The 25,003-nt window shown below is 71.3% G+C and carries 30 protein-coding genes, 2 tRNA genes and 1 other RNA gene; 22 read left to right on the top strand and 11 right to left on the bottom strand.

Translation table 11 applies throughout. The features are described 5' to 3' along the window. Window positions 1-67: 67 nt before the first annotated feature. Window positions 68-162, bottom strand: an RNA gene (gene ffs, locus ACFC96_RS17260) — signal recognition particle sRNA small type. A 121-nt stretch (window positions 163-283) separates the two neighbouring features. Between ffs and ACFC96_RS17255 the strand changes: the two genes are divergently transcribed. Together ACFC96_RS17255 and ACFC96_RS17250 are read left to right on the top strand one after the other, a co-directional pair. Beyond that, a tRNA-Ser gene (locus tag ACFC96_RS17255) sits at window positions 284-371 on the top strand. 102 nt (window positions 372-473) lie between these two features. Then, window positions 474-860: a VOC family protein gene (locus ACFC96_RS17250; RefSeq protein ID WP_376612964.1), complete on the top strand. Its 387-nt coding sequence runs from the start codon at window positions 474-476 to the stop codon at window positions 858-860. Window positions 861-886: 26 nt separating this feature from the next. Here the strand turns inward: ACFC96_RS17250 and ACFC96_RS17245 are convergent, their stop codons facing one another. Next, a complete protein-coding gene (locus tag ACFC96_RS17245) occupies window positions 887-1,360 on the bottom strand; it encodes a DUF5994 family protein (RefSeq protein ID WP_376255148.1) in 474 nt (157 codons plus the stop codon). 197 nt (window positions 1,361-1,557) lie between these two features. Between ACFC96_RS17245 and ACFC96_RS17240 the strand changes: the two genes are divergently transcribed. Beyond that, window positions 1,558-1,758 carry a hypothetical protein gene (locus ACFC96_RS17240; RefSeq protein WP_376612962.1) on the top strand — a complete coding sequence of 67 codons (201 nt, stop codon included), beginning with the start codon at window positions 1,558-1,560 and terminating at the stop codon, window positions 1,756-1,758. A gap of 11 nt (window positions 1,759-1,769) precedes the next feature. On the opposite strand, the gene ACFC96_RS17235 is transcribed toward ACFC96_RS17240, so the two are convergent. The 5 genes from ACFC96_RS17235 to ACFC96_RS17215 form a co-directional block, all read right to left on the bottom strand. After that, entirely contained in the window at window positions 1,770-2,723 is a 954-nt protein-coding gene (locus ACFC96_RS17235; RefSeq protein ID WP_376612960.1) for an MASE1 domain-containing protein, read from the bottom strand. 62 nt (window positions 2,724-2,785) lie between these two features. Next, on the bottom strand, window positions 2,786-3,622 hold the full coding sequence (locus ACFC96_RS17230; RefSeq protein WP_376255154.1) for a PP2C family protein-serine/threonine phosphatase: 837 nt from the start codon (window positions 3,620-3,622) through the stop codon (window positions 2,786-2,788). A gap of 34 nt (window positions 3,623-3,656) precedes the next feature. Then, entirely contained in the window at window positions 3,657-4,466 is an 810-nt protein-coding gene (locus ACFC96_RS17225; RefSeq protein ID WP_376612958.1) for an isocitrate lyase/phosphoenolpyruvate mutase family protein, read from the bottom strand. Between the two features lie 65 nt (window positions 4,467-4,531). Next, complete coding sequence (locus tag ACFC96_RS17220) at window positions 4,532-4,858, bottom strand: cupin (protein ID WP_375985449.1); 327 nt, start codon at window positions 4,856-4,858, stop codon at window positions 4,532-4,534. A gap of 51 nt (window positions 4,859-4,909) precedes the next feature. Beyond that, window positions 4,910-5,806 (bottom strand): LysR family transcriptional regulator, encoded by an 897-nt coding sequence (locus ACFC96_RS17215; protein WP_376612956.1) that lies wholly within the window; start codon window positions 5,804-5,806, stop codon window positions 4,910-4,912. Between the two features lie 102 nt (window positions 5,807-5,908). Between ACFC96_RS17215 and ACFC96_RS17210 the strand changes: the two genes are divergently transcribed. Beyond that, entirely contained in the window at window positions 5,909-6,670 is a 762-nt protein-coding gene (locus tag ACFC96_RS17210) for a sulfite exporter TauE/SafE family protein (protein WP_376612954.1), read from the top strand. 12 nt (window positions 6,671-6,682) lie between these two features. Here ACFC96_RS17210 and ACFC96_RS17205 read toward each other — a convergent pair whose 3' ends face one another. Further along, on the bottom strand, window positions 6,683-9,301 hold the full coding sequence (locus ACFC96_RS17205; protein WP_376612952.1) for a GNAT family N-acetyltransferase: 2,619 nt from the start codon (window positions 9,299-9,301) through the stop codon (window positions 6,683-6,685). 98 nt (window positions 9,302-9,399) lie between these two features. On the opposite strand from ACFC96_RS17205, the gene ACFC96_RS17200 reads away from it, so the two are divergent. The 3 genes from ACFC96_RS17200 to ACFC96_RS17190 all read left to right on the top strand — a co-directional run bounded on the left by ACFC96_RS17200 (window position 9,400) and on the right by ACFC96_RS17190 (window position 10,673). Next, window positions 9,400-9,993, top strand: a complete 594-nt coding sequence (locus ACFC96_RS17200) for an HhH-GPD-type base excision DNA repair protein (protein ID WP_376255162.1) — start codon at window positions 9,400-9,402, stop codon at window positions 9,991-9,993. A gap of 101 nt (window positions 9,994-10,094) precedes the next feature. After that, complete coding sequence (locus ACFC96_RS17195) at window positions 10,095-10,451, top strand: hypothetical protein (protein WP_376612951.1); 357 nt, start codon at window positions 10,095-10,097, stop codon at window positions 10,449-10,451. A gap of 69 nt (window positions 10,452-10,520) precedes the next feature. Next, window positions 10,521-10,673 (top strand): hypothetical protein, encoded by a 153-nt coding sequence (locus ACFC96_RS17190; protein ID WP_376255166.1) that lies wholly within the window; start codon window positions 10,521-10,523, stop codon window positions 10,671-10,673. Window positions 10,674-10,738: 65 nt separating this feature from the next. Here the strand turns inward: ACFC96_RS17190 and ACFC96_RS17185 are convergent, their stop codons facing one another. Next, window positions 10,739-12,424: a helicase HerA-like domain-containing protein gene (locus ACFC96_RS17185; protein ID WP_376612949.1), complete on the bottom strand. Its 1,686-nt coding sequence runs from the start codon at window positions 12,422-12,424 to the stop codon at window positions 10,739-10,741. Between the two features lie 121 nt (window positions 12,425-12,545). On the opposite strand from ACFC96_RS17185, the gene ACFC96_RS17180 reads away from it, so the two are divergent. Together ACFC96_RS17180 and ACFC96_RS17175 are read left to right on the top strand one after the other, a co-directional pair. Beyond that, window positions 12,546-12,842, top strand: coding sequence for a type II toxin-antitoxin system VapB family antitoxin (locus ACFC96_RS17180; RefSeq protein ID WP_003955420.1), 297 nt, complete (start codon window positions 12,546-12,548; stop codon window positions 12,840-12,842). A 101-nt stretch (window positions 12,843-12,943) separates the two neighbouring features. Continuing rightward, on the top strand, window positions 12,944-13,588 hold the full coding sequence (locus tag ACFC96_RS17175; protein ID WP_376612947.1) for a LytR C-terminal domain-containing protein: 645 nt from the start codon (window positions 12,944-12,946) through the stop codon (window positions 13,586-13,588). Between the two features lie 77 nt (window positions 13,589-13,665). On the opposite strand, the gene upp is transcribed toward ACFC96_RS17175, so the two are convergent. Beyond that, window positions 13,666-14,301, bottom strand: coding sequence for a uracil phosphoribosyltransferase (upp, locus tag ACFC96_RS17170; protein ID WP_266672158.1), 636 nt, complete (start codon window positions 14,299-14,301; stop codon window positions 13,666-13,668). A 94-nt stretch (window positions 14,302-14,395) separates the two neighbouring features. Between upp and ACFC96_RS17165 the strand changes: the two genes are divergently transcribed. The 9 genes from ACFC96_RS17165 to ACFC96_RS17125 all read left to right on the top strand — a co-directional run bounded on the left by ACFC96_RS17165 (window position 14,396) and on the right by ACFC96_RS17125 (window position 19,722). Next, the gene (locus ACFC96_RS17165; RefSeq protein WP_266672160.1) at window positions 14,396-14,590 is read left to right on the top strand and encodes a hypothetical protein; all 195 of its coding nucleotides are present in this window, start codon (window positions 14,396-14,398) and stop codon (window positions 14,588-14,590) included. Window positions 14,591-14,743: 153 nt separating this feature from the next. After that, a complete protein-coding gene (locus ACFC96_RS17160; RefSeq protein WP_375985431.1) occupies window positions 14,744-15,298 on the top strand; it encodes a hypothetical protein in 555 nt (184 codons plus the stop codon). Between the two features lie 128 nt (window positions 15,299-15,426). After that, window positions 15,427-15,858 carry a tRNA adenosine(34) deaminase TadA gene (tadA, locus tag ACFC96_RS17155; RefSeq protein WP_376613020.1) on the top strand — a complete coding sequence of 144 codons (432 nt, stop codon included), beginning with the start codon at window positions 15,427-15,429 and terminating at the stop codon, window positions 15,856-15,858. 93 nt (window positions 15,859-15,951) lie between these two features. Then, window positions 15,952-16,036, top strand: a tRNA-Ser gene (locus tag ACFC96_RS17150). Between the two features lie 211 nt (window positions 16,037-16,247). Next, complete coding sequence (locus tag ACFC96_RS17145) at window positions 16,248-16,424, top strand: hypothetical protein (RefSeq protein WP_116512180.1); 177 nt, start codon at window positions 16,248-16,250, stop codon at window positions 16,422-16,424. A gap of 31 nt (window positions 16,425-16,455) precedes the next feature. Further along, window positions 16,456-16,749, top strand: coding sequence for a Dabb family protein (locus ACFC96_RS17140; RefSeq protein ID WP_116512179.1), 294 nt, complete (start codon window positions 16,456-16,458; stop codon window positions 16,747-16,749). Window positions 16,750-16,926: 177 nt separating this feature from the next. Next, on the top strand, window positions 16,927-17,742 hold the full coding sequence (locus tag ACFC96_RS17135) for an RNA polymerase sigma factor SigF (protein WP_376255172.1): 816 nt from the start codon (window positions 16,927-16,929) through the stop codon (window positions 17,740-17,742). A gap of 246 nt (window positions 17,743-17,988) precedes the next feature. Beyond that, on the top strand, window positions 17,989-18,849 hold the full coding sequence (locus ACFC96_RS17130; RefSeq protein ID WP_227295863.1) for an RNA polymerase sigma factor SigF: 861 nt from the start codon (window positions 17,989-17,991) through the stop codon (window positions 18,847-18,849). Between the two features lie 69 nt (window positions 18,850-18,918). Further along, the gene (locus ACFC96_RS17125; RefSeq protein WP_376612945.1) at window positions 18,919-19,722 is read left to right on the top strand and encodes a hypothetical protein; all 804 of its coding nucleotides are present in this window, start codon (window positions 18,919-18,921) and stop codon (window positions 19,720-19,722) included. Window positions 19,723-19,999: 277 nt separating this feature from the next. On the opposite strand, the gene ACFC96_RS17120 is transcribed toward ACFC96_RS17125, so the two are convergent. Next, window positions 20,000-20,209 carry a hypothetical protein gene (locus tag ACFC96_RS17120; RefSeq protein WP_376255178.1) on the bottom strand — a complete coding sequence of 70 codons (210 nt, stop codon included), beginning with the start codon at window positions 20,207-20,209 and terminating at the stop codon, window positions 20,000-20,002. Between the two features lie 174 nt (window positions 20,210-20,383). Here ACFC96_RS17120 and ACFC96_RS17115 point away from each other — a divergent pair, with 174 nt between their 5' ends. The 4 genes from ACFC96_RS17115 (at window position 20,384) to ACFC96_RS17100 (ending at window position 24,997) form a co-directional block, all read left to right on the top strand. Continuing rightward, window positions 20,384-20,884 carry a MarR family winged helix-turn-helix transcriptional regulator gene (locus ACFC96_RS17115; RefSeq protein WP_376612943.1) on the top strand — a complete coding sequence of 167 codons (501 nt, stop codon included), beginning with the start codon at window positions 20,384-20,386 and terminating at the stop codon, window positions 20,882-20,884. Between the two features lie 13 nt (window positions 20,885-20,897). Further along, window positions 20,898-23,438, top strand: coding sequence for an MFS transporter (locus ACFC96_RS17110; protein WP_376612941.1), 2,541 nt, complete (start codon window positions 20,898-20,900; stop codon window positions 23,436-23,438). A gap of 231 nt (window positions 23,439-23,669) precedes the next feature. Continuing rightward, window positions 23,670-24,488 (top strand): YceI family protein, encoded by an 819-nt coding sequence (locus ACFC96_RS17105; RefSeq protein WP_376255184.1) that lies wholly within the window; start codon window positions 23,670-23,672, stop codon window positions 24,486-24,488. Between the two features lie 47 nt (window positions 24,489-24,535). Beyond that, entirely contained in the window at window positions 24,536-24,997 is a 462-nt protein-coding gene (locus tag ACFC96_RS17100; protein ID WP_376255186.1) for a PPOX class F420-dependent oxidoreductase, read from the top strand. The last annotated feature ends 6 nt before the right edge of the window (window positions 24,998-25,003 follow it).

The raw sequence follows: 25,003 nt of genomic DNA, 5'->3' as shown, positions 1-25,003 counted from the left end.
TATACGAGGTTATAGGCGCCCGCTGACAACCACGGCCGTCGAGTGGGAACGTCCCGGCCCCGGAACGCAAAGGGCCCCTCACGCACCCGCCAGAGCCGACCTACCCTTGCTGCCTTCCGGCCCTGGGGGAGTTCAGTCAGATAGCGCCACGTGAGGGGCTGGGCTCCACAGTAGCGGATGCCCGGCCCGAATCACGAGCCCGGTCCCCGGACCGATCCCCGGCTCGGACCCCGCCCCGGATCATGTTCGCGAGCACCCCCCAACGTCTTGTATTGTTTGCGGCGGAGGATTCGCCTAGTGGCCTAGGGCGCACGCTTGGAAAGCGTGTTGGGGGCAACCCCTCACGAGTTCGAATCTCGTATCCTCCGCCATTGCTCTCACCGGGCAATACGTCGAAGGGCCCTACCGCTTGCGGTGGGGCCCTTCGACGTTCTGTGGTTGCGTGGCCGGACACCTGACTGGGAGGTCCTGACATGACCAGTAAGTTCACCGAGCTTGCGATCGACTGTGCCGACCCCGACTCTCTCGCCCGGTTCTGGTGCTCCGTCCTCGGCTACGAGGTGCAGGAGGAGGAGGACGGGGTCGTCATCATCGGCTCGCCGGCGGTGCCCGAGGGCAAGGACCGCACCGGCCCGGTGCCACCGGCGCTGACCTTCGCGCGGGTGCCCGAGGGCAAGACCGTCAAGAACAGGCTCCACATCGACGTCAATCCCACCGACAGGGAGCAGGACGAAGAGGTCCGCCGCCTGCTCGACCTGGGTGCCCGGCACATCGACGTCGGACAGGGCGATGTGAGCTGGATCCCACTCGCCGACCCGGAGGGGAACGAGTTCTGCGTCCTGGCGACCCGTCACCCCTGACCGGGGCAGGCACGGCGTTCGCCGGCTCAGGCCTCGTCGGGTTCGGCGACGAGGAGTTGCGCGGCTTCGGTGATGTCGGTGTCGCGGACCGCGCGGGCCATCACGGCGCGGGCCGCCGCGGGCTCCGACTCGGGAGGCACGACCAGCAGGACGAAGTAGTCCCCGTCGCCGCGGGTGAGGAGGGCGGTGCCGTCGCCGACCTCGTGGGCGTCGAGATGCACGACTCGGTCGTCGATGATCAGTCGGGTCGGGAGTTCCTCCCAGGCGGCGGAGTCGAGTCCGACCCGTGCGATGGGGCCGAGATGTGAGGTCAACTCCGTGATCAGGGCGGGCAGCTCGGCCTCGATGTGGTGGGACCGGGGCCACCACGCGCCGTCGAGGAGCCCTTCGCGGGACTGGGTGGTCTCCAGCCTCAGCGGGGCCGTTCCGGGTTTCGCCTCTTCTCGGGCCGCGTCCGGCAGAAGCAGTGGGGGCTGGTGGGGGGTGTCGGATTCAGCCATGGTGGTTCGCCCGCCTCGGTCGTACGGCCGACACCCACCGCGTGGCCGTACCGATGACGGGGCGGGGCGTCGACCGGCGCGATGCCGTCGTAGCTTCACGGTAACCCCGGGGGCCGCGCCCACGCGCGTCGCAGCGGGCCGCGAGCGGCGGCGGCCGGAGTTACGGTTAAAGCAGTGGAAAGCGGGAGGTGACGGCCATGGAGGCGATCATCCTCATCGGCGCCATCGTTCTCGTGACCCTCATGGGCATGCGCCTGATCCACCGGATCAACGCCCGGCACGACGCACGCATCGCCTCGCACACCTTCAGCGATCCCATGCCGGGGGTCGGCAGACGGAGTCGCAAGCGCCACCGGCCGGTGCCCGAGGACCCCTCCCGCCCGGTCGACCGCGGCTGACCTCGGCCACGTCATTCCTCTCGCCGTGGCGCCGCCAGGTGTTCCACCACTTCCGTCAGGTCGCTGACCGCCTGCTCGATCTTCTGACGGACACTCAGCTGTTCGGTGACCATCGCCGCGAGCAGGAGGCCGGTGAGTGCGGCCGAGCCGTTGAGCGCCTGGAGGTTGACCATGACCTCGAAGAGGGTGTGGCGGGCGAACGGGCCGACGTGGTCGGTGGCCGCCGAGATCCCCAGTACGGACACGAACAGCACGCACGGCGCCGCTCCCGCGAGCTGGAAGCGCAGCGCCGCCCACGTGAGCAGCGGAAAGACGAGGAAGAGCAGGGCGAGCGGGCTTCTCGTGGCCAAGGGCGCGACGACGACGGCGGTGACCACCAGGGCAGCGGCCTCCGGCCACCGACGGGTGTTCCAGGCGAGCCGGACCCTGCTCAGCGCGATCAGCAGCGGGGTGCCGACGAGGACGCCCATCGCGTCTCCGGCCCACCACGCCGCCCACACCGGCCAGAACACGCTCCACGCCAGCTTGCCGCTGAGCACCAGCACACACGTGCCGACGGTGGCGCTGAGCAGTATCGGCAGCAGTCCGCCCAGGAAGACCAGGGCGACCCCGTCCCGCAGCCGGTCCAGCGCGATACGGAAACCGACCTTGCGCAGCAGCAGGTAGGCACAGACCGGGGCGAGCGTGTTCGCGGCGACGATCCCGAGGTCGGACAGGCTGAAGTGGCCGATCGACTCGATGAGCAGGAAGGCGCCGAGCGCGATGCCCGGCCAGATCCGCAGGCCCATCCACAGCAGGCAGGTGACGGCGACGCCGGTCGGGAGCCAGAGCGGGGTGACGACCGCGCCTTCGAGGACGATCCGCTGCCACAGGCCGAGCCGTCCGGTCGCGTAGTAGGCGGCGGCGACGGCGAGGACCCTCAGCAGGGCCCCGGACAGGCGTCGGAGTTCCTCGGTGCGCACCACTGGATCACATAATCACTCCCGTGCGGTGGCGGAGTGTGACACGCGCCGCCGCTGGCCCGCTGTCACCCGGGCAGGACCGCCGGTGGCGGGTCGTGGCGCAGGACGAGTACCGCGGAGTCGTCCTGGTGGCCGGTGCAGTCGGCGACCTCCATCACCGCGGCGGCCAGTTCCGCGGGTTCGGCGCCCGCCCCGGCAGCGACGACCCGGGCCACCCGCTCCAGGCCCGCCTCGATCGGGAACGAGGGACCCTCGACCACGCCGTCGGTGACCAGGACGTACGCGCCCGCCGTCGAGAAGCGGTGCCGGGTGACCGGGTAGCCGGACCCGGGCAGCATGCCCAGCGGCAGCCCGCCCTCGTCCACCGAGATGCCGTACCGGCCGTCGACGGTGGCCCAGATGGCGGGGACGTGGCCGGCGCGGGCCGACTCCAGTACCCAGGTCGTCGGATCGAAGCGGAGAAAGCTGCAGGTCGCGAAGAGATCGCGGTGCATGGACAGCAGCAGGTCGTTGGCCTGGGCGAGCGCCTCGCCGGGGTCCGGGGCGAAGGCGGCCACCGCACGCAGGGCGATGCGGATCTGCCCCATGAAGGCGGCGGCCTCGACGTCGTGGCCCTGGACGTCCCCGATGGAGAACCCGAGGGCGCCGTCGGGGGTGGCGAAGGCGTCGTACCAGTCCCCGCCGATGTCCAGTCCGTGGCGGGCCGGCGAGTATCCGGCGGCGGTCCGCAGACCTGGCAGGGCCGGCAGGGAGACGGGGAGCATCTCGCGCTGGAGGGCTTCCGCCAGTTCGACCCGCGCGTGCTGGAGTTCCGCCCCGGCGCGTGCCTGTGCGGCAAGGCGGCCGAGCCTGGTCAGCAGGTCGTCGGCGCTCTCGGGCTGGCTGGGACGACGCTGCGTCATGGACCGCTCCGGTATACGGAAAACCCCGGGTTCATCATATTTCCGCGGCGTCCCCACCGCCGCTCAGCTGCTGGACCTCGGCGTACGTCGGCGGCGCGGGGACCGCGACGTACCGGCCCGCCCGTACGTCGAGCGCCGCCGTGACCGCGGCGCCGAGTGCCGCGCGGAACAGGAGCGAGCCGAGGCTGACCCGGCGCACGCCCAGGGCGGCGAGCTCGGGGACGGTGGGGCCCGTGGGGGAGTAGAGGATGTTGAGGGGGATGCCGGAGGGGCGCAGGTACGCCACGAGTTCCCGGATCGCGGCCGGGTCGGTCAGGCCCGGTACGAAGACGCCGTCGGCGCCCGCCTGCCGGTAGGCGTCGAGCCGGTGCCGGGTCTCGGGCTCCGGCGCGGTCCGCGGGTCCGGAAGCCAGTACGTGTCCGTGCGGGCGTTGACGAACAGGTCCGGTACGGCGGCCTTGACCGCGGCGATCTTCGCCGCGTGGACGGGGGCCGGGGTGAGGGTGCCGTCGGCCCTGCCGTCCTCCAGGTTGATCCCCACCGCGCCCGCCCGCGCCAGCTCACGGGCGAGGCCGGCGACCTCGGCCGGGTCGTCGCTGAAGCCGCCCTCCGCGTCCACGGACAGCAGGAACGCTCCCCCGCCCAGGCGGCGGGCCAGGCGCAGGGTCTCCTCGCGGGTGGCGGCGTGGCCGTCGGGGAGCCCGGCCGCGGCGGCCACACCGAGGCTCGTCGTACCGATCGCGGCGAACCCCTGCCCGGCGAGCGCGGCGGCGGAGGCGTGGTCCCAGGCGTTCGGGAGGAGCAGGGGGCCGTCGGGGTCGTGGTGCAGGGCTTTGAAGACCATGCGGCCCACGCTAGGCGCGGAACGGTTCGGCGTCCGCCGAAGTGCCCGGGAGCGGCGGGCGCCCCTCAGTCGTTGACCGCCGTCAGCAGCACCGCCGTGTCCGTGACCGCGCGCAGGCCGTGCCGTTCCTGCGGGAGCGCGTGGAGCCGGCCCTCCGTGAGCGTCACGTCGCCCGAGACCGCCGTCAGCACGACCTCGCCCCGCAGGATCTGGAGCGTCGCGGCGGGCGGCGCGTTGTGCTCCTCCAGGACCTCGCCCGCCGTCAGCGCGATCACGCTCTGGCGGAGGGTCTCCTCGCGGAGCAGGAGATGCGCGCTGCGGCCGTGGGGGGAGGTCCGGGCTGCGGCGACGTGCTTGTCGGCGAGAGCGTTCAGGTCGTACGTCGTGGTCATGCTTCCAGCGTCCCCCCGGGACCGGTCCCCCGCCACAGGCGCGTGCGGCCGCTACCTCCCGCAGTGGTCCGCCACCAGGTCGGCGAAGGCCTTCGCCAGCGGGGTGAGCGTGGCCCAGCGCCGGACCGCCCAGCCGACGGCGAGGGGCGGCAGGTCCGGCACGGGGACGAGGACCGCCCCTCCGGCGCGGTCCGGGTCCCGCCGGCCGGGCAGTTCGGGGACGAGGGCGTGGCCGAGGCCGAGTTCGGCGAGGTGCACGGCGGTGGCCCAGTCGGCGACGCCCGCGTCGGACCCGGCCGTCCCGGTGAACCCCAGCGCGGCGAGGTGCCGGTCGAGATGGGAGCGCGACGTGGACTGTTCGGGCGGCCTGATGAGGTGGGCGGCGGCCAGGTCGTCGGGGCCGATCCGGGTCCGGCCGGCCAGCGGATCGTCGGGGCGCACCGCGAGGACCCAGGGGAGTTCGACGACGGGGCGCTGCTCGACGCCGCGTTCCGGCGCGCCGATGGTGACCCACGCGAGGTCGAGGTCGTGCGCGGCGAGCGCCTCGTAGGCGCTGTGGCTGGAGCTGACGGTCTGGAATTCGAGGCTCGCCCGGGGGTGGCGGCGCCGGAAGCCGACGATGGCCTCGGACATGAAGTGGCGCACGGTCGTCGCGCCCGTGGTGATGCGCACCGCGCCGCTCTCGCCGCGGGCCAGGTCCCCCAGACGGCGCAGCGCCACGTCGATGCCTCCGATGCCCTCGGCGGCCGCGGTCTGCAGGATGCGCCCCGCGGGGGTCGGCAGGACGCCGCGTGCGTGCCGTTCGAGGAGGCTGACACCGACCTCCCGTTCGAGACGGCGGATGTGCTGGCTCACCGCCGACTGCGTGCAGGAGAGGTCGCGGGCGACGGCGCTGAGGCTGCCCGCCGCGCACACGGCGACGTAGACACGGAGATCGTCGAGGGTCACGGCGCCAACGTAGCCATGTGGAGCCTTCCAAGCCAGAGCTTGGCGTCTGCCAAGAAATCCCGAGGATTGACTTGGGTCTTGGGCTCCGAAACGATCTCGGATGTGGATGCACTTGAAGCAGTGGCCGTCGGGGCGGCCGGTGTCGCCGCCGGCGCGATCAACGCGGTGGTCGGCTCCGGAACGCTCATCACCTTCCCTACGCTCCTCGCGTTCGGTTACCCGCCGGTGCTCGCCAACGTGTCGAACAACATCGGCCTCGTACCGGGCGTGCTCAGCGCCGCGTACGGCTACCGGCGCGAGCTGAAGGGCCAGCGAAGGCGGCTGCTCCGTTTCGGTACGGCCTCGCTGATCGGCGGGCTCACGGGGGCGCTGCTGCTGCTGAAGCTGCCGGCCGACGCGTTCACCTCGGTGGTGCCCGTCCTCATCCTGGTCGCCTGTGTCCTCGTCGTGCTCCAGCCTCGGCTCAGCCGCTGGTCGAAGGAGCGCCAGGCCACGGCGACGCGCACCGACGGCGGCGTGCCCATGTGGCTCGGGGTGCTGGGGACCGGCGTCTACGGCGGCTACTTCGGCGCCGCGCAGGGCGTGCTGCTCATGGGCATGTTCGGCAGCTTCCTCCAGGACGACCTCCAGCGCCTCAACGGGGCGAAGAACGTCCTGGCCTCGATCGTGAACGGGGTCGCGGCGATCGTCTTCATCGCCGTCGCCCACGTCGACTGGGTGGCGGCCGCGGTGATCGCCGTCGGCTCCACGCTGGGCGGCCTGACCGGCGCGAAGTTCGGCCGCAGGCTGCCCCCGGCGGCCCTTCGCGCGGTGATCGTCGTGGTCGGCGTCACCGCCTCGGTGACCCTGCTCGTACGGGGCTGAGCCCGCGGGCCGTCAGCGCTTGAGGAACGCGATCCGGGCCCGCTTCTCCGGGAGGAACACCTCCGGCAGGTCGATCTCCGGGAGCACGATCTCGGGGCCGAGTTCGAAGCCCGCGCGCTCCAGGAGCGCGATGGCCTTCGTGTTGCGCGCGTCGGGCTCGACCACGATCCGCCGCTTGCCGTGCCCTTCGAGCGCGTACGCGACGAGGACGGTCATGAGCGCTCCGGTGAAGCCGCGGACGGCTCCGCCGGTGGCCGGGGCGATCAGGAAGTGCACGCCGATGTCGCCGTCCTCGACCTCGTAGCACTCGCTGACCCGGTCGGCCTCGGGCTCGTACGTCTGGAAGAGCGCGACGGGTTCGCCGTCGAGGCGGACGAGGTGGGCGTGGTGCGTGGTGAGCGAGTCGAGGTGTTCGTACGTCTCGCGCACCTGCTCGCGGCTCGCGCCCTCCATGCCCCAGAACCGGGCGCGCTCCTCGCGCACCCAGCCGTGGATCACGTCGAGGTCGGCGGCGGGGTCGACCGGGCCGACGCGGACCGTGCCGAACCCTTCGACGGTCTGCTCGTACACGGCGCTCTCGCGCATGGGTGTCTCCTTGGTGAGGCGGTTCCAGTCGGTGATCACGGGGGCCAGGCCGCCCCGCAGCCACAGGGGGAGCTGATCGCGGCGGTGCGGGGAGCCGGGGATTCCGGAGGCGCCGAGCGGAACGACCCACAGGCTGTTCGCACGATCCGCGACGTCCCACACGTAGCGGGCGGCAGGGCCGCGGGCGCTGAGGTCGGTGACGCCGGGGACGCTCGACGTGGACAGGACGCAGTCGTGGTCGCCGGGCAGGCCCGGACCGGTCTCGTCGCCGTCGGGAAGTGCCCGCCAGGCGGCGAGCCGGTGCCGGTCGCCCCAGGTCTCCCCGGTCGCCGTGGCCCCGGCGGCTTCCTCGACCGCTTCGCGCACGACCATCTCCCGGTCGACATCCGGGAATTGATCGGACGTCAGCACGGTCTCCAGCGCGTACGCGATGCGCGGCGCGAGGGCCAGCCACGGCCGGAAGACCTCCGGATAGGCCTCCCCCATCCCCCTGAGCGGTGCGAACGCCGCGTGCGCGGCCAGCTTCCGTACGACCGCCGCCCGCACCCGCGCGTACGCGGCGGCGTCCGCGCTGTCCGCGTCCATGTGCCGGTCCCAGGCGAGCAGTCTCTTCCTCAGCGCCCCGGCATCGGGGCCGAGGCCGTCGAGGCGGGCCACGAGGTCGAGCAGCGGACGGGCGGAGGCGAGGCGGGTGTCGGTGTGGACGGCGGCCATGCCGGTCGCCGTCCACACCTCCCGCGCGTCGAGCAGCTCCCGTATGCGGTCCGCCCGGTGCGGCGGCGCGAACTCGATGCCGAGGGGCGCGGCCAGGCCCCGCTGGTTCGCCATGACCGCGACGGTGCCGACCCGCTCGCGGGGCAGCTCGCGCAGCCCGCGCCAGGCGTGCCGGGGCTCGTGGGCGGGGACGACCCGCAGCAGGTTCTCCGGGTCGCGCTCGGGCACGGCGCCCGCGACGCGGTGCAGGAGACCGCCCTCGGTGTCGGCGGCCTGGACGACGTTGACGGGTTCGGCCCAGCGGTCGAAGGCCCGGTCCACGTCGGCGACGGTGCGGGCGCGGAGCAGGGCGGGCAGCGCGCCGAACCCCAGGTCCTCGCGGACGCGCGGTGGCTGGCGCAGGGCGATGCCCTCGCCCTCGTCGGGGCCGCCGATGACGACGGTCCCGCGCTCGGTCTCGACGACCTCGACCTCCTGCGGCCGCGCCCCCGCCACCTCGAAGGTCTCCACGCGGCGGAACGCGGGCCGCCACCCGTCGGGCCCGAGCGCCTCCACGCCGCCGTCCGGGAGCCGCCGCAGCCGCTCCCGGTACAGATCCTGGTAGTCGGCCATCGCGTTGGTGATCGCCCAGGCGACGGTGCCGGTGTGGCCGAAGTGGCCGATGCCGGGGACGCCGGGGACGGCGAGGCCCACGACGTCGTACTCCGGGCAGGCGAGCCGTATCTGCTGGTAGACGCCCGGGTCCTCGATGTAGCGGTGCGGGTCGCCCGCGATCAGGGGGCCTCCGGTGGCGGTGCGGTCGCCGGTGACGAGCCAGCCGTTGCTGCCGCAGGTGCCGGGGCCGTCCGTGGCGAAGAGGCCGACGGCTCCGGGCCCGACGCGGCGTACGACCTCGTCGCGCCAGAGCTTGCCGGGGAAGCCGGTGAACAGGATGTGAGTGGAGAGCCAGATGCCGAGGGGCGTCCAGGGCCGCCACCGGCCAGGTTCGAGACCGGCGCGGGCGAACTCCGGCGCGGCGCCGTCGAGTTCACGCAGTCCGGCGTCGACCCCGGCCACGTACGCGTCGAGCCAGCCGCGCGTCTCCTCGTCGAGCGCGCGGTAGCAGCGCCGGGCCGTGTCGTCGATACGGGCCTGCCGGGCGAACCGGTCCCAGCCGGCGGCCTCCCGGCCGAGGAAGGCGGCGGACGTGCCCTGCGAGCGGTGCCGCTCGACCTCGATCTGCCAGGCCCGGTCGGCGGCGGCGTTGCGCCCCTGAGCATGGGCCAGCTCCCGCACACTGTCGGCACGGAGGTGAGGTATGCCCCACTCGTCCCGGTAGACCTCGACGCCCACGCTTTCCCCGCCTCGCCTTCACCCGCTTACAGATTAGGGCAGCCTAACCTAAGCAGGAAAGGGGTGCGCCGGGGCCCACGCCGCGCGATCATCGACACATGGACGTCACCCTTCACCTCGCCCAGGAGCCCGACGCCGACGCGCTCCTCGGCCGGAGCCCGCTGGCCGCGCTCGTCGGCATGCTGCTCGACCAGCAGGTCCCCATGGAGTGGGCGTTCGCGGGCCCGCACACGATCGCCCAGCGCCTCGGCGCCGACGATCTCGACGCGCACGAGATCGCCTCGTACGACCCCGAGGCCTTCGCCGAGCTGCTGTCCGCGAAGCCGGCCGTGCACCGCTACCCCGGCTCCATGGCCAAGCGGATCCAGCAGCTGTGCCAGTACCTCGTCGAGCACTACGACGGGGACGCGAGCGCCGTCTGGGAAGGCGTCAAGGACGGCAGGGAACTGCTCAAGCGCCTCAACGACCTGCCCGGCTTCGGCACGCAGAAGGCCCAGATCTTCCTGGCCCTGCTCGGCAAGCAGCTCGGGGTGCGTCCCAAGGGCTGGCGCGAGGCCGCGGGCGCGTACGGCGAGGCGAAGTCCTTCCGTTCGGTCGCGGACATCACGGGACCCGACTCGCTCACGAAGGTGCGGGCGCACAAGCAGGAGATGAAGGCGGCGGCGAAGGCGGCCAAGGCCGCGGGGAAGTAAGACCCGCGACGCGTCAGCACAGGCCGCGCCCCGTAGCCCATGAGGGCGGATCTCACCTTCGTTGATCATCTCGGGGGCGGCACCGGGGGACATTGACGTCCATGAGCACGCACGCCTCCCCCACGGGCGCGGGCCGCCGCACAGCGCGCCGGCCCGCGTGGGCCCGGGCGCTGCTCATCCTCATCGCGCTCCTCGGCATGGGGTTCGCGTCCGCCGCCCCGTGCGCCGAGGCCGCGGCCGCGCACGCCGCGTCCTCCTCCGCCGAACCCGGCGAGCTCCACCAGGACGCCCCCGACACCGCGCTGCGCCTGCCGGCGGCGCACGCGGCGCGCCTCCCCTCCGAACGCGCCACCCACGTGCCCCGCGCGCGCCCCTCCGCGCCACCCACGCGCCCTCGTGCGCCCCGCGCCACCCTCAACTCGCTGAGCGTCCTGCGCTGCGTCGTCCTGCGCTGCTGACAGCACGGCTCCGCCCTCCCGACGGACCGAGTCCGCTCACCCCCCACGCACGACAAGGACGACACCCTCATGCCCATCGACCCTTACGCGGTCCTGCGCGCTCTCCTGCTCGCCGAAGCGGCACGCGACGAACGCGCCGTACTCCCCGCACACGAGACCCCGGACGCCGAGCGACCGACCGACGACAAGGCCCAGGACCCGGACCCCCGGGACCGCGCCTGATCTCTCACGGTGATGGTCCCGGCCCCGCGCCCGCGGGACCGGGACCACCCCCGAGGCGCAAGGGCCTACCTCCGCCGCGTCCCGAAGAGCGACCGCGAGATCTCCCGCCCCAGCTGCGTACCGACCGACCGGGCGAGCGACTTGAAGATCCCGCTGCCCACCACCTGCTCCACGACCGACGCGTCCTCCTTGGACTTCCCGCGCCCCCCGGACGCCCGCGCCGCCGCCTTCTCGGCCTTCTCCTCCTGAGCCGCCCGCGCCCCGGCGTCCTTGCGCGCCCGCGCCTCGGCCTCCTGGGCCGTCAGCTTCTCGTACGCGGACTCACGGTCGACGGCGTTCGCGTAGCGCGGGTAGAGGACCGACTCCTTCACGGCGCGGTCGAGCGCGGCCGCGTCGATGGGTCCCATCAGCGACTCGGGCGCCCGCAGCCGGGTCGCGGCGACCGGCGTCGGCGCGCCCTTCTCGCTCAGCACGGTGACCACGGCCTCGCCCGTACCGAGCGAGGTCAGCAACTCCTCCAGGTCGTACGCGGAGTGGGGGAACGTCCTGACCGTCGACTTCAGCGCCTTCTGGTCGTCGGGCGTGAAGGCGCGCAGCGCGTGCTGGACGCGGTTGCCGAGCTGGGCGAGGACGTCGGACGGCACGTCCTTCGGCGTCTGCGTCACGAAGAACACGCCCACGCCCTTGGACCGGATCAGCCGCACGGTCTGCGTGATCGCCTCCAGGAACGCCTTGGACGCGCCGCTGAAGAGCAGATGCGCCTCGTCGAAGAAGAAGACCAGCTTCGGCTTCTCCACATCGCCGACCTCGGGAAGGTCCTGGAAGAGATCCGCGAGCAGCCACATCAGGAACGTCGAGAAGAGGTGCGGCTTGTCCTGCACGGCGGGCAGTTCGAGTACGGAGACCAGGCCGCGGCCGTCCGGGGCCGTGCGCAGCAGCTCGCTGCTGTCGAACTCGGGCTCACCGAAGAAGTCGCCCATGCCCTGCTGCTCGAACGCGGTCAGCGCGCGCAGGATCACCCCCGCCGTCGTGGTGGAGAGCCCGCCGATGGTCTTCAGCTCCTGCTTGCCCTCGTCGGAGGTGAGGAACGTGACGACCGCGCGCAGGTCCTTGAGGTCGACGAGTTCGAGGCCCTTCTGGTCCGCGTAGTGGAAGATCAGGCCGAGCGACTGCTCCTGCGTCTGGTTGAGCTGGAGGCACTTGGAGAGCAGGACCGGGCCGAAGCCGGTGATGGTGGCCCGCAGGGGAATGCCGGGGCCGATGCCGCCGAGTGCGTAGAACTCGCTCGGACAGCCCTTCGCCCGCCACTCCTGACCGACCTCGGCCGACCGCTGCGTCACCCTGTGGCCCGGCTCGCCCGGGGCCGAGATGCCGGAGACGTCGCCCTTGATGTCGGCGAGGAAGACGGGAACGCCCTGCGCGGCCAGTTGCTCGGCGATGAGCTGGAGCGTCTTGGTCTTGCCGGTGCCGGTGGCGCCCGCGACGAGGCCGTGCCGGTTGAGCATCCCCAGCGGAATCCGGATCTGCGCGTCCGGCAGGCACTGCCCGTCCCACACGAGCGCGCCGAGATCGAGCGCGGGCCCGGTGAACGCGTACCCGGAGGCGATCTCCAGGGCGGGGGCGGGGAGGGCGGCCGCGGTCGTGACGGCTTCGGGGACGGTGGTTCCGGGCGTCAACCCGCCGTCCGCGTCTACCCCCGAAGAGGGGTCCGTATTCGCCGGCGCAGCCGGGATCGGCTCACTGTCACTCATTTCTGGCCCCTGTCCCCGGATTGAGTGTTCCCGGTTTGTCCCTGTTTAGGACATCATTTCCCAGCCTCGCACTCCGTCTCCATGGCTGCGCCCGGAGAGCCGGGCCCGGTAGGCTTTCCGTGTGATCTTCAAGCGCATCGGAAACGGCCGGCCGTACCCCGACCACGGCCGGGAAAGCACCCGGCAGTGGGCGGACGTCGCGCCGCGCCCGGTCCGCCTCGATCAGCTCGTGACGACCAAGGGCCAGCTCGACCTCGAGACGCTCCTCGCCGAGGACTCGACGTTCTACGGCGACCTCTTCGCGCACGTCGTGAAGTGGCAGGGCGATCTCTACCTCGAGGACGGCCTGCACCGCGCCGTGCGCGCCGCGCTCCAGCAGCGCCAGGTGCTGCACGCCCGCGTCCTGGAGCTGGGCTGAGCGGCGGGCCACAGGCCCTCGTTGACCCTTTCGGGTAGTCCCTGGCACCGGCCAATGATCATTTAGTAGGAATCACTGCCGGGGCGCACTACGCTGCGCCCATGAGCATGCTCACTCCCCCCGGCATGGGCGGCAAGTACCGCATCACGGGAGACAAATATCCGCGTATGCGCCGGAGCCGCGGGCGCAGCAGGATCGTGCTCGCCGTCGTCGCCTCCTTCGTGGCGGTCGGCCTGATCGGCTGGGGCACCCTGCAGCTGATCGACGTCTTCACCGGCGGCGGTGACAGGGCCTCGGCCGCGGGCGCCACCGGCGACTGCCGGACGAAGACCTCCGCATCGCCCTCCGGGAGCCCGAAGATCCTGCCGAAGCCCGGCCAGGTCACGGTCAACGTCTTCAACGCCACGCCCCGCAGCGGCCTCGCCAAACAGACGGCTGACGAACTGAAGAAACGTGGCTTCACCATCGGCGACGTGGGCAACGCGACGAAGGCGTACGACAAGAAGGTCAAGGGCCCCGGGCTGCTGCTCGGCGCCAAGGGCGCCACCGATGCCGCGCTGCCGGTCCTCGGCACCCAGCTCTCCGGCGCCGAGCTGAAGACCGACACCCGCGCCGCGCCGACCGAGGTCGACCTGATCATCGGCACCGCGTTCAAGCAGCTCACGACGAAGGCGGACGCCGACAAGGCCCTGGCCGCGCTGGCCAAGCCCTCACCGACGCCCGCCACGTCGAAGAAGCACTGCTGAACTGATGAACCGACCTGCTGAAACGGACTGCTGAACCGGACGACCGGGATCCCGTGAGGGGGTCCCGTACGGGGTGGCTACTCGGCCGCCCCGTACATCCGGTCGCCCGCGTCGCCGAGGCCCGGGACGATGTACCCGTTCTCGTTGAGCCGCTCGTCGACCGAGGCCGTCACGACCGTCACCGGCGTGCCGGCGAGCTCGCGCTCCATGATCTCCACGCCCTCGGGGGCGGCGAGCAGCACCACGGCCGTCACGTCGTCCGCGCCGCGCTTGATCAGCTCCTGGATCGCCGCGACGAGCGTGCCGCCGGTGGCCAGCATCGGGTCGAGGACGTAGACCTGGCGCCCGGACAGGTCGTCGGGCATGCGCGTCGCGTACGTGGACGCCTGGAGCGTCTCCTCGTCGCGCACCATGCCGAGGAAGCCCACCTCGGCGGTCGGCAGCAGCCGCACCATGCCGTCGAGCATGCCGAGACCGGCCCGCAGGATCGGCACGACCAGGGGCCGCGGGTAGGAGAGCTTCACGCCGGTCGTGCCCGAGACCGGGGTCTCGATGTCGACCTGCTCGGTGCGCACGTCCCTGGTGGCCTCGTACGCGAGCAGGGTGACCAGCTCGTCGGCGAGGCGCCGGAAGGTCGGGGAGTCGGTGCGCTTGTCGCGCAGCGTGGTGAGTTTGTGCGCCACCAGCGGGTGGTCGACGACGTGGATCCGCATGTCCTCAACAGTAACCGGGTCCGGACCGCACCCGTGCTGGCATCAAACCCGCCATCGGAGGGAACGTGGAAATCGCGGACTGGGGGATGTGCCTATGCCGGATCAGGGACAGCACGACCGGGGACAGGACCCGGAGCGGGAGGGGACCGAGGACGAGCGTCTGCGGCGCCGTGCCCAGTTCCTGCGGGAACTCAGGGAGGCACGCGAGCTGCGCGACCGGGTCCGCCCACGCCGTGCCAGGGCGGCCCGAATGCGGCAGCAGATGCGCATGCGCACCTTCCGCTGGTGACGCCGCGCGAACACAGCGGGCGGAAGACCTCTCCTGAAGCGATGGTTTCTGCCACGATTCCGATTGGGCGGGGCTCGGAACTGCACACCCCGCCTTCCGAGTCCGCCGGGGGGAACTCCAACCGGCACACCTGAGACCAGTGGGAGAGTCACGGTGTACTTCGCCGCACTGCTCGCGCGCACCGAAGACGGGTGGGAAGCGAGCGATACAGAGCTCGACGACGTGGAGGCCCTGTCGGATCTGACCGACCTGGCCCGTGAAGCCTCGGCCGGCGGTGCCGAGGACGACACAGTGCTCGTCTTCATCGAACAGGAGGACGCCTGGTTCGGCGTCGTCCGTGTGGACGGCGAGGAGGATCCTCGTATCTACGTCTCCGACGCGGCAGCGGCCGCCCGGAGTTCGTACGGCGAGATCCTGCTCACCGACGAACTGCTCGGCAAGGATCCCGACCAGGACGAGCTGGACGCCCTGGATCTCGACGGGACCGAGGACGGCGAGCCCGACCCGGCCGACGAGGACGAGGCCGGGGACGACGACGCGGCGGGCGCCGCCGCCGAGGCCGTGCCCCCGGGCCCGATCGGGGACCGGCTGATCCTCGCCGACCTCGGAGTCTCCGAGAAGGAGCTCCTCGCCCTCGACACCAACGACGCCCTCAGCGAGATCGCCGAGGTCCTGGGAGCGGCGGAGGTCCTCGAAACGGTCCGATAGGTCCTTCCCGTCCATCATCTGTCCATTTCTCCACGACGATGCCGGTGCCTGCCACGGTCGGCTAGATTCCGCCCGTGAGCACCGCAGAACAGGCACCGGACCCCGTACGCGACCCCTGGCGGCAGGCCATGCGCCTCGCCGTCCGGGAGGCGCGGCTCGCCGCCGAGGGCGGTGACGTGCCCGTGGGGGCCGTCGTGCTCGCCCCGGACGGCACGTCCGTGCTCGCCTCGGGGCACAACGAGCGCGAGGCGGCCGGGGACCCGACCGCGCACGCGGAGGTGCTCGCGATCCGGCGGGCGGCCGCGGCGCTCGGCGAGTGGCGGCTCACGGGGTGCACGCTCGTCGTGACCCTGGAGCCGTGCACGATGTGCGCGGGCGCCCTCGTGCAGTCCCGGGTCGACCGGGTCGTCTACGGGGCGCGCGACGAGAAGGCCGGGGCGGCCGGGTCCCTGTGGGACGTCGTCCGCGACCGGCGCCTCAACCACCGCCCCGAAGTGATCGAGGGCGTGCTCGCGGACGAGTGCGCGCAGCAGCTCACGTCCTTCTTCCGGGACCGCTGACCGGGGCGCCGGAAGGCCCCGTGGAGGGGCCTGTGACGGGCTTCCCGGATACGGATTTCAGACCACGGCCCAACTTGGGCTAGGATCTCTCTCGGTAGCGTGTCCGAGCGGCCGAAGGAGCTCGCCTCGAAAGCGAGTGTGGGGAAACTCACCGAGGGTTCAAATCCCTCCGCTACCGCTGACAACGCCCCTCTTCCCCGGGTCACCGGGGAAGAGGGGCGTTCTGCATGTCCGGCCATGTCCAGCCGCACGCAGACCGATCGGGCAAAACGCCCCGCCCGCCGGGCCGTTGGCGGGAAAAACCGGATAACCGGCTGAACAGACGACCGGGATACACTCACGCCCGGCAACAGGGGTCACACGGGACACGGGCACGGGGAGGCCAGAGCGTGGTGCAGACGAAAAAAATAGGTCTCTTCGTCGTCGTCGTGTTCGTTCTCTACGTGATCATCACGGACCCGGCCAAGGCCGCGGACTACGTCCAGATAGGCTTCGAGGGCGTCTCGACCGCTGCTCAGAGCATCGGCGACTTCATGACCTGGGTCGTCAACGGCGGCGGGAACTGAGCCATCTCGTAAGCGTCTGCAAGGAGTGCCCGTGATCCGCCATCTGGTCCTCTTCAAGCTCAACGAGGGCGTCGAGCGCGACGAGCCTCGCGTCGTCGAGGGCGTCAAGGCCTTCCGCGCACTCGGCGGACAGATCCCGGAGCTGACGTTCTGGGAGTGCGACTGGAACATCACCGACCGCCCCATCGCGTACGACTTCGCCATCAACTCGGCGGTCGAGGACACCGATGCGCTCAAGCGGTACATCGAGCACCCGGCGCACCAGGCGGGCGTCGCCCAGTGGCGCGAGTTCGCCACGTGGGTGATCGCGGACTACGAGTTCTGAGCGAATCGCACGGCAAAGCGGCCCTTCACCAGGAACGGTGAAGGGCCTTTCTGTGTTGTATGCCCCAACTTGCCCTTCAACACGTACTTATGCGGTGCTTGCACACAGTGCACCTGTCTTGTGATGCTATGACCGCTTTTGACGGATGAGTTGACGGACGAGCTGACGGAGACAGAGGTGGCGTTGACCGTGCCGGCCAGTACAGCGCCTCAAGCACCGCCCGCGAAGAGCCGGGGCGCCGACACCCGCGCGCTCACCCAGGTCCTCTTCGCCCAGCTCAAAGACCTGCTGCCGGGGACTTCCGAGCACACCAGGGTGCGCGCCGCCCTCATCGAGGCCAACCTCCCGCTCGTGCGGTACGCGGCGGCCCGCTTCCGCAGCCGCAACGAGCCGATGGAGGACGTCGTCCAGGTCGGCACGATCGGGCTCATCAACGCGATCGACCGCTTCGACCCCGAGCGGGGCGTGCAGTTCCCGACGTTCGCGATGCCGACCGTCGTCGGCGAGATCAAGCGCTACTTCCGCGACAACGTGCGCACGGTCCACGTACCGCGCCGGCTCCACGAGTTGTGGGTGCAGGTGACCGGCGCGACCGAGGACCTCACCACGGCGTTCGGGCGCACCCCCACCACCGCGGAGATCGCCGAGCGCCTGCGCATCGCCGAGGACGAGGTCCTGGCATGCATCGAGGCCGGGCGCTCGTACCACGCGACCTCGCTGGAGGCGGCCCAGGAGGGCGACGGGATGCCCGGCCTGCTCGACCGGCTCGGCTACGAGGACCCGGAGCTCGACGGCGTCGAACACCGCGATCTCGTGCGGCATCTGCTCGTTCAGCTGCCCGAGCGTGAACAGCGGATCCTGCTGCTGCGCTATTACAGCAATCTGACCCAGTCGCAGATCAGCGCGGAATTGGGCGTTTCCCAGATGCATGTCTCAAGGCTGCTGGCCAGAAGCTTCGCGCGGCTCAGGTCCGCAAACAGGATCGAAGCGTAACCGGAACGGGTGGAGTGCCTTTCCCGGCACTTCCCCGCCGAAATACGTCAGTTCCCCGCCACACCCCCCTTTTCCTGCACCGATTCACCCCATCCATGTCGACATGTCACTACAGCGTGTTGCCGACATGTGACATTCTGCTGGAACCGCGTTTGCCGCAGCTCCGCCTCCGGTATTCAGGTGGAGGCTGCGTTCCTTCCAGACGGGAGCGCCCGCCGCGTCCGTCCGCGACCTCAAGGGGGTGGCATGTCCGCAGACCAGGGCAGCTCGAAGGTGCTCACGCTCAGCAAGAGCGCGTCCGCGCCCGACGTGCTTCACAGCTCGCCTGTATCCGGGGCTTCCGAAGCCATCGACACCCGCACCCTGTCCCGCTCCCTCTTCCTGCGGCTCGCCGCACTCGACGAGAACAGCCCCGAGCGTGCCTACGTGCGGGACACCCTCATCGAGCTGAACCTCCCGCTGGTCCGGTACGCGGCGGCGCGCTTTCGCAGCCGCAACGAACCGATGGAGGACATCGTCCAGGTCGGCACGATCGGCCTGATCAAGGCGATCGACCGCTTCGACTGCGAACGCGGCGTGGAATTCCCGACGTTCGCGATGCCGACCGTCGTCGGCGAGATCAAGCGCTTCTTCCGCGACACGTCCTGGTCGGTGCGGGTGCCGCGCCGCCTCCAGGAGCTGCGGCTCGCGCTGACCAAGGCGAGCGACGAGCTGGCCCAGAAGCTGGACCGCTCGCCGACCGTGCCCGAGCTGGCCGCGGTGCTCGGCGTCTCCGAGGACGACGTGGTCGACGGGCTCGCGGTGGGCAACGCCTACACCGCCTCCTCCCTCGACTCCCCGGCGCCCGAGGACGACGGCGGCGAGGGCTCGCTCGCGGACCGTCTCGGCTACGAGGACACGGCCCTGGAGGGCGTGGAGTACCGCGAGTCGCTCAAGCCGCTGCTCGCCAAGCTTCCGCCGCGTGAACGCCGCATCATCATGCTGCGCTTCTTCGCGAACATGACGCAGTCGCAGATCGGCGAGGAGGTCGGCATCTCGCAGATGCATGTGTCGCGCCTGCTCACGCGGACCCTGTCGCAGCTCAGGGAAGGTCTGATCGCCGACTGAGGCACCGCACGCGGTGCCGGCGCCGTTGACGGGGTTCCGAATTGACGGACCGTCAGACACACTGGCGCGATGCGACGAGGATCGATACGCGGCCACCGAGGCGCCCTGACGGGCGCGACGGCGGCCGTGGTCTGCCTGGGCGGTCTCCTTGCGGCGTGCGGGAGTTCCGACGGCGGGGACGGCTATGTGGCGGTCGGCGCGGCCGGTGCCACACCCGACAGGACGCCGGGACGCACGGTGGCGCCGACCGGTGACGTGGAGCTGGTGCCGCTGGACGGGGCCGCCTCGGATCCGCCGGGCCCGCCTCGGTCCGGGACGGGCAGCGGCGAAGACGGCGGCGACAAGTCCCCCGGCGGCGGAGGCAGTTCGGGGGACGGCGACACCGGGTCCGGCGCGCAGGCGCCTGCGGGCGGTGGCTCCGGGGCGCCCGAGGTGTCGGGACCCGAAGGGTCCGGGCAACCGTCCGCCGACGCGGGCGGGTCCGGTGGCGGTGGCTCCGGCGGCAGCGGCTCCGGCGGCGGGGCGGCGAGCACGCCGTCCGCCCCCGGCACCGGCACTCCGAGCGGGCCGGCCGTCCTGAAGGTCGGGGACCCCGAGCGCAAGGCCGCGGACAAGCGGTGGTGCGAGGACGTGACCCTGGACATGGTCAACACCGGTGGGACCGCGGTGCGTTCGGGCACGGTGACGTTCGGGACGCACATCATCGGCGCCCTCGGCATCGACTGGTCCACCGTCGAGTCCACCCAGGACCTCCCCGTGCCGATCGACGCGGGGAAGCGCAAGAAGAAGACCTGGACGGTGTGTGTCGACGCCTGGCGGGTGCCGCTCGGCATGCACGTGGAGACGCGAGACGTCTCCGTCACGTGGAAGTGAGCGGCTCTGGGGTGAAGTGGGGCGAGCAGCTCACCGGCAAAGTGAGGTGAGCGACTCTCCCGCGGAGAGGAGTGAGCGGCTCTCCGGCGGAGGGAAGCGAGCGGCTCACCCATGGAGAAAAGCGAGCGGCTCACCCACAGAGGGAAGCGAGCGGCTCCCTCCGCACGGAAGCGAGCGGCTCCCCCACGGAGAAAAGTGAGCGGCTCACCCGCAGAGGGAAGCGAGCGGCTCCCCGGTGGAGGAAAGTGGGCGGCTCTCCTGCGAGAGCCGCGGCCACCTACTTGAGGGCCAGCCAGGCCACGCCCGCCACGATGACGACGGCGAGCACGATGCCGATGATCAGACCCGCGCCGGGTCCCGACTTCGCCGGGGCGGCCTGCTGGCGCGACTGCGAGGCCGGTTCGTCGACGAAGGCGCGGAACATCTGGGTGCTCCCCGCGGGGTCGTAGTTGCCTTCGGGGGTCGGGCCCTGGGGGTTGTGTGCCATGGGGAAGGACCCTAGCGAATACGTGCGGGCAATGCCATACCTATGCTGAGCTGCGACTTTACATGTGCAACCCCTCCCCTTTACTTGGTTTTTAGGCTCGAACACCCCTTTTCGTTTGCCTGCGGCAACCAACTGTCTCTATGGTTGCCCTAAGCAACGAACGTAGGAGGTGCTGTGGCGGAGCAGAGTCAGTACGAAGAGCTCGCCCGACAGTTCAGTGCCTTCGGTGCCGTCAAACGGGACCTGCAGCGGTCCCTGCCGCACGACTGTCCGGCCGGTTCGGCCGCGGTCCTCATGCTTCTCGGCCACTACGGCCAGATGCGGATGAGCCGCCTGGCGGAACTGCTCGCCGTAGACATGTCCGTCACCAGCCGACACGTGGCGCACGTCGCCGACCGCGGCTGGATCGACCGGTCACCCGACCCCGCCGACAAGCGCTCCCGCATCCTCAGCCTCACCGATCAGGGCATGAAGCAGATCGAGCTGCTCTCCGAGCGGTCGACCGAACTGCTCGCCTACCGGTTGAGCGACTGGTCCGACGACGAGGTCGGGCAGCTGATCGCGATGATGAGCCGGCTCCGCGACAGCTTCGGAGACTGCCGGTACACACCGGGGCTCGCGCAGGCGCTTCCGGACGCCACCGAAGACGAAGAGACCACCCGTACACCCGCGTAAGTAAAGGAACCCCATGGCAACAACCACACCGGCAGGTGTGCGGGGCAGCCACGCCAAGCATGGAGGCGCAGCCCCCGGCAGCGGCGCTCCGATGACACACAAGCAGATCATGGAGGCGCTGTCCGGGCTGCTGCTCGGCATGTTCGTCGCGATCCTGTCGTCGACGATCGTCACCAACGCGCTTCCCGAGATCGTCGGCGACCTGGGCGGCGGCCAGTCCGCCTACACCTGGGTCGTCACCGCCTCGCTGCTCGCGATGACCGCGACGACGCCCCTGTGGGGCAAGCTCGCCGACATCTTCAGCAAGAAGGCGCTCGTCCAGATAGCCCTGATCGTCTACGTGGGCGGCTCGGTCGTGGCGGGGCTCTCGCAGAGCCCCAGCATGCTGATCGCCTGCCGTGTGGTGCAGGGCATGGGCGTCGGCGGTCTGTCCGCCCTCGCGCAGATCGTCATGGCCGCGATGATCTCCCCGCGTGAGCGGGGCCGTTACTCCGGCTACCTCGGTGCGACCTTCGCCGTCGCCACCGTCGGCGGCCCGCTGCTCGGTGGTGTCATCACCGACACCTCGTGGCTCGGCTGGCGCTGGTGCTTCTACGTCGGTGTGCCGTTCGCGATCATCGCGCTCATCGTTCTGCAGAAGACGCTGAAGCTCCCCGTGGTCAAGCGGGACAACGTGAAGGTCGACTGGGCCGGTGCCTTCTTCATCACCGCCGCGGTCTGCACCCTGCTCCTGTGGGTGACCTTCGCCGACGACAAGTACGACTGGCTGTCCTGGCAGACCGGCGCGATGGTGGGCGGCGCCTTCGTCCTCGCGCTGATCTTCATCTTCGTGGAGACCAGGGCCGCGGAGCCGATCATCCCGCTGCGGCTCTTCCGCAACCGCACCATCACGCTCGCCTCGATCGCCTCGCTCTTCGTGGGTGTCGCGATGTTCACGGGCACCGTGTTCTTCTCGCAGTACTTCCAGCTGGCGCGCGGCAAGTCGCCGACGATGTCCGGTGTCATGACGATCCCGATGATCGGCGGCCTGTTCATCTCGTCGACCGTCGCGGGCCAGGTCATCACCAAGACCGGCAAGTGGAAGGCGTGGCTGGTCTCCGGTGGCGTGCTCATCACGGCGGGCCTCGGACTGCTCGGCACGATCCGCTACGACACCCCGTACTGGCGCGTCGCGATCTTCATGGCGCTCATGGGTCTCGGCATCGGCATGATGATGCAGAACCTCGTGCTCTGCACCCAGAACCAGGTCGCTCCGCAGGACATCGGTTCGGCCAGCTCCACGGTCACCTTCTTCCGCTCCCTCGGTGGTGCGATGGGTGTCTCGGCGCTCGGTTCGATCATGTCCACGCGCATCACGCACTACGTCAAGGACGGCCTCGCCGACCTCGGCCCCAAGGGCGCTGCCCTGGGCCACGGCGGCACCGGCGGCGGCGCCATCCCGGACCTGGACAAGCTCCCCGCGCCGCTGCGCACGATCATGGAGAGCTCGTACGGGCACGGCATCGCGGACGTGTTCCTGATCGCCGCTCCGATCGCGCTGCTCGCGCTCATCGCCACGCTGTTCATCAAGGAGATTCCGCTGCGTACGTCGAACTCCCAGGCGGCTCCGGCCGCCGAGGCCGAGGCCGAGGCGCTCGTCGCCGCGGCTGCGGGTGCCGGCGCTCCCGAGGCGCCGGAGCTCGTTCCGGCCATGGCCGCCGCGGTCTCCGAGCCGGCCTCGGACGGCGCGACCCAGCGTCTGCAGGCGGTCGCCACGACGGCGGGCAGCGTCCCGGCGGCGGCGTCCACCGGTGGCGGCACCCCGGTCCGCGGCTTCGTCCGCGGCTCCGAGAGCGCCCCGGTCCCGCGGGCCGCGGTCACGCTGATCTCGCTCGGCGGACGCCAGCTGGGCCGCGCGGTCTCCCAGGGCGACGGCGCCTACGGCATCGACGCCCCCGGCGCGGGTTCGTACGTCCTGATCGCCTCGGCCGACGGCTACCAGCCGCAGGCGTCCACGGTCGTCGTCGGCGAGGAGCCGGTCGCGTACGACATCCTGCTCAGCGGCACCAGCGGTCTGAGCGGCGTCGTGAAGTCCGTGGACAGCAAGCTGCCGGTCTCCGGCGCCATGGTCATCGTGACCGACGTCCGCGGTGACGTCCTCGCCACCGGAATCTCCGGCGAGCAGGGCGAGTTCACGTTCGCCGAGCTGGTCCCGGGTGCGGTGACCGTGGCGGTCACCGCGGCAGGACACCGTCCGCTCGCGCTGCCCGTCGAGGTCGGCGGCACCGGGGTCACCCGGGTCGAGATCGGGCTGCACTCCGGTGCGCAGGTCGCCGGTGTGATCCGGGCCGCGGGCGGTCCGCTGAACGACGCGCGGGTCACGCTCGTCGACGCGGCGGGCAACGTGGTCGCCACGGCGACGACCGGTCACGACGGGGCGTACGCCTTCACCGACCTGGACAGCGGCGAGTACACGGTCATCGCGACCGGCTACCCGCCGGTGGCCACCGGTCTGACGGTCAACGGCGGCGGCGCCGAGGGCCACGACATCACGCTCGCCCACCCCGGCGAGTGACGACCCCGGGCAGGGGCGCGCTTCGAGCGGAGACGCGCCCCCGCCCGGTAGTGGGAAAAGGACCCCGGAACCGGTGGCGGCACTACGGCAGGGGACGGCCGGCCGCCACCGGACCGGGGTCCGGCCCGTTTACGGGCCATCGACCAAGGGTCCTCAGCCATCGATCGAGGGCCCAGCGGCGGGCGACCACGTCCGCGAGAGCGGCGCCGGTATTCGGCGCAAGGGAGAAGCATGGGACTGAGCGCGCGGATCCGTACCAGGGACGGATGGGCTCTGCCGCACGCCGTCGTGACGGTGACCGACATGACGGGTGCGCAGGTGCTGCGGGCCGAGGCCGACGACGAGGGGGCCGTGCACGACGCGGTGACCCTGACCCCGGGCCCGTACGTCGTGATCGTGACGGCGGTCGGTTACGCGCCGACGGCGTCCACGGCGATGGTGACGGCGAGCGGCCGTGCCGACGTCGGCACGGTGGTCCTCACCCGGCAGGGCGGCGCGGAGCTGCCGCCGCCCGGACCGTGGACGATCGACCCGGCGCACTCCTCGGTGGGCGCGGTCGCGCAGCACCTCGGCATCTCGAGCGTGCACGGCCGGTTCACGGAGTTCGGCGGCCGGATCGAGATCGCCCAGGACGTGGAGAAGTCGCGGGTGGAGGCGGTCATCAAGGCGTCCTCCATCGACACGGGCAACGGCATGCGGGACGGGCACCTGAAGACGCCCGACTTCCTGGACGTCGAGACGTTTCCGGAGATCACGTTCCGCTCGACCGGCCTGGAGCCGGCCGGGTCCGACCGCTGGACGGTGCACGGCGATCTGACGCTGCACGGCGTCGTACGGCCCGTGGACCTGGACCTCAGCTACCTCGGCACGGGCGCGGACCCGTGGGGCGGCACCCGGGCGGCGTTCCGGGCGACGACCGAGCTGAAGCGCGAGGACTTCGCGATGAACTACAACCAGGTCGTCCAGGCGGGCATCTCCGCGATCGGCACGACGCTGAAGGTGGAGCTGGACATCCAGGCCGTACAGGGGGACACGCTGCCCCAGGCGTGATCGGGGGTTCGAGCGCGGGCGCCGCCGACCGTCGTAGGGTGCTGGACATGGCACCCAGCATCGCGACCAACACCCGTGTGTCCCTCGACGAGTTGCTCGAGTTCGTCCGCCCCCGCCACCGCGCGCTCCTGCTGACCGCCCGGACCGACGGAACCCCGCAGGCCTCCCCCCTGACCTGCGGGGTCGACGACTCCGGGCGGATCGTCGTCTCCACGTATCCCGAACGCGCCAAGACCCGTAACGCCAAGCGGAATCCGCGGGTGAGCGTGGTCGTCCTGAGCGACGACTGGAACGGCCCGTGGGTGCAGATCGACGGCACCGCGGAGGTCATCGACTCACCCGAGTCGGTCGAGCCGCTGGTCGAGTACTTCCGCAACATCTCGGGCGAACACCCGGACTGGGACGAATATCGCGCGGCGATGCTCAAGCAGGGCAAGTCCATCATCCGGATCACGCCGGAACGCTGGGGGCCCGTGGCGACCGGCGGTTTCCCGGCGCACTTGGCCTGAGCACCC

Origin of the sequence: Streptomyces sp. NPDC055955, assembly GCF_042270245.1 — a bacterium.
Lineage (GTDB): Bacteria > Actinomycetota > Actinomycetes > Streptomycetales > Streptomycetaceae > Streptomyces.
Note: the sequence above shows the minus strand (reverse complement) of the source record. Positions and strands in the feature narration are given on the sequence as shown.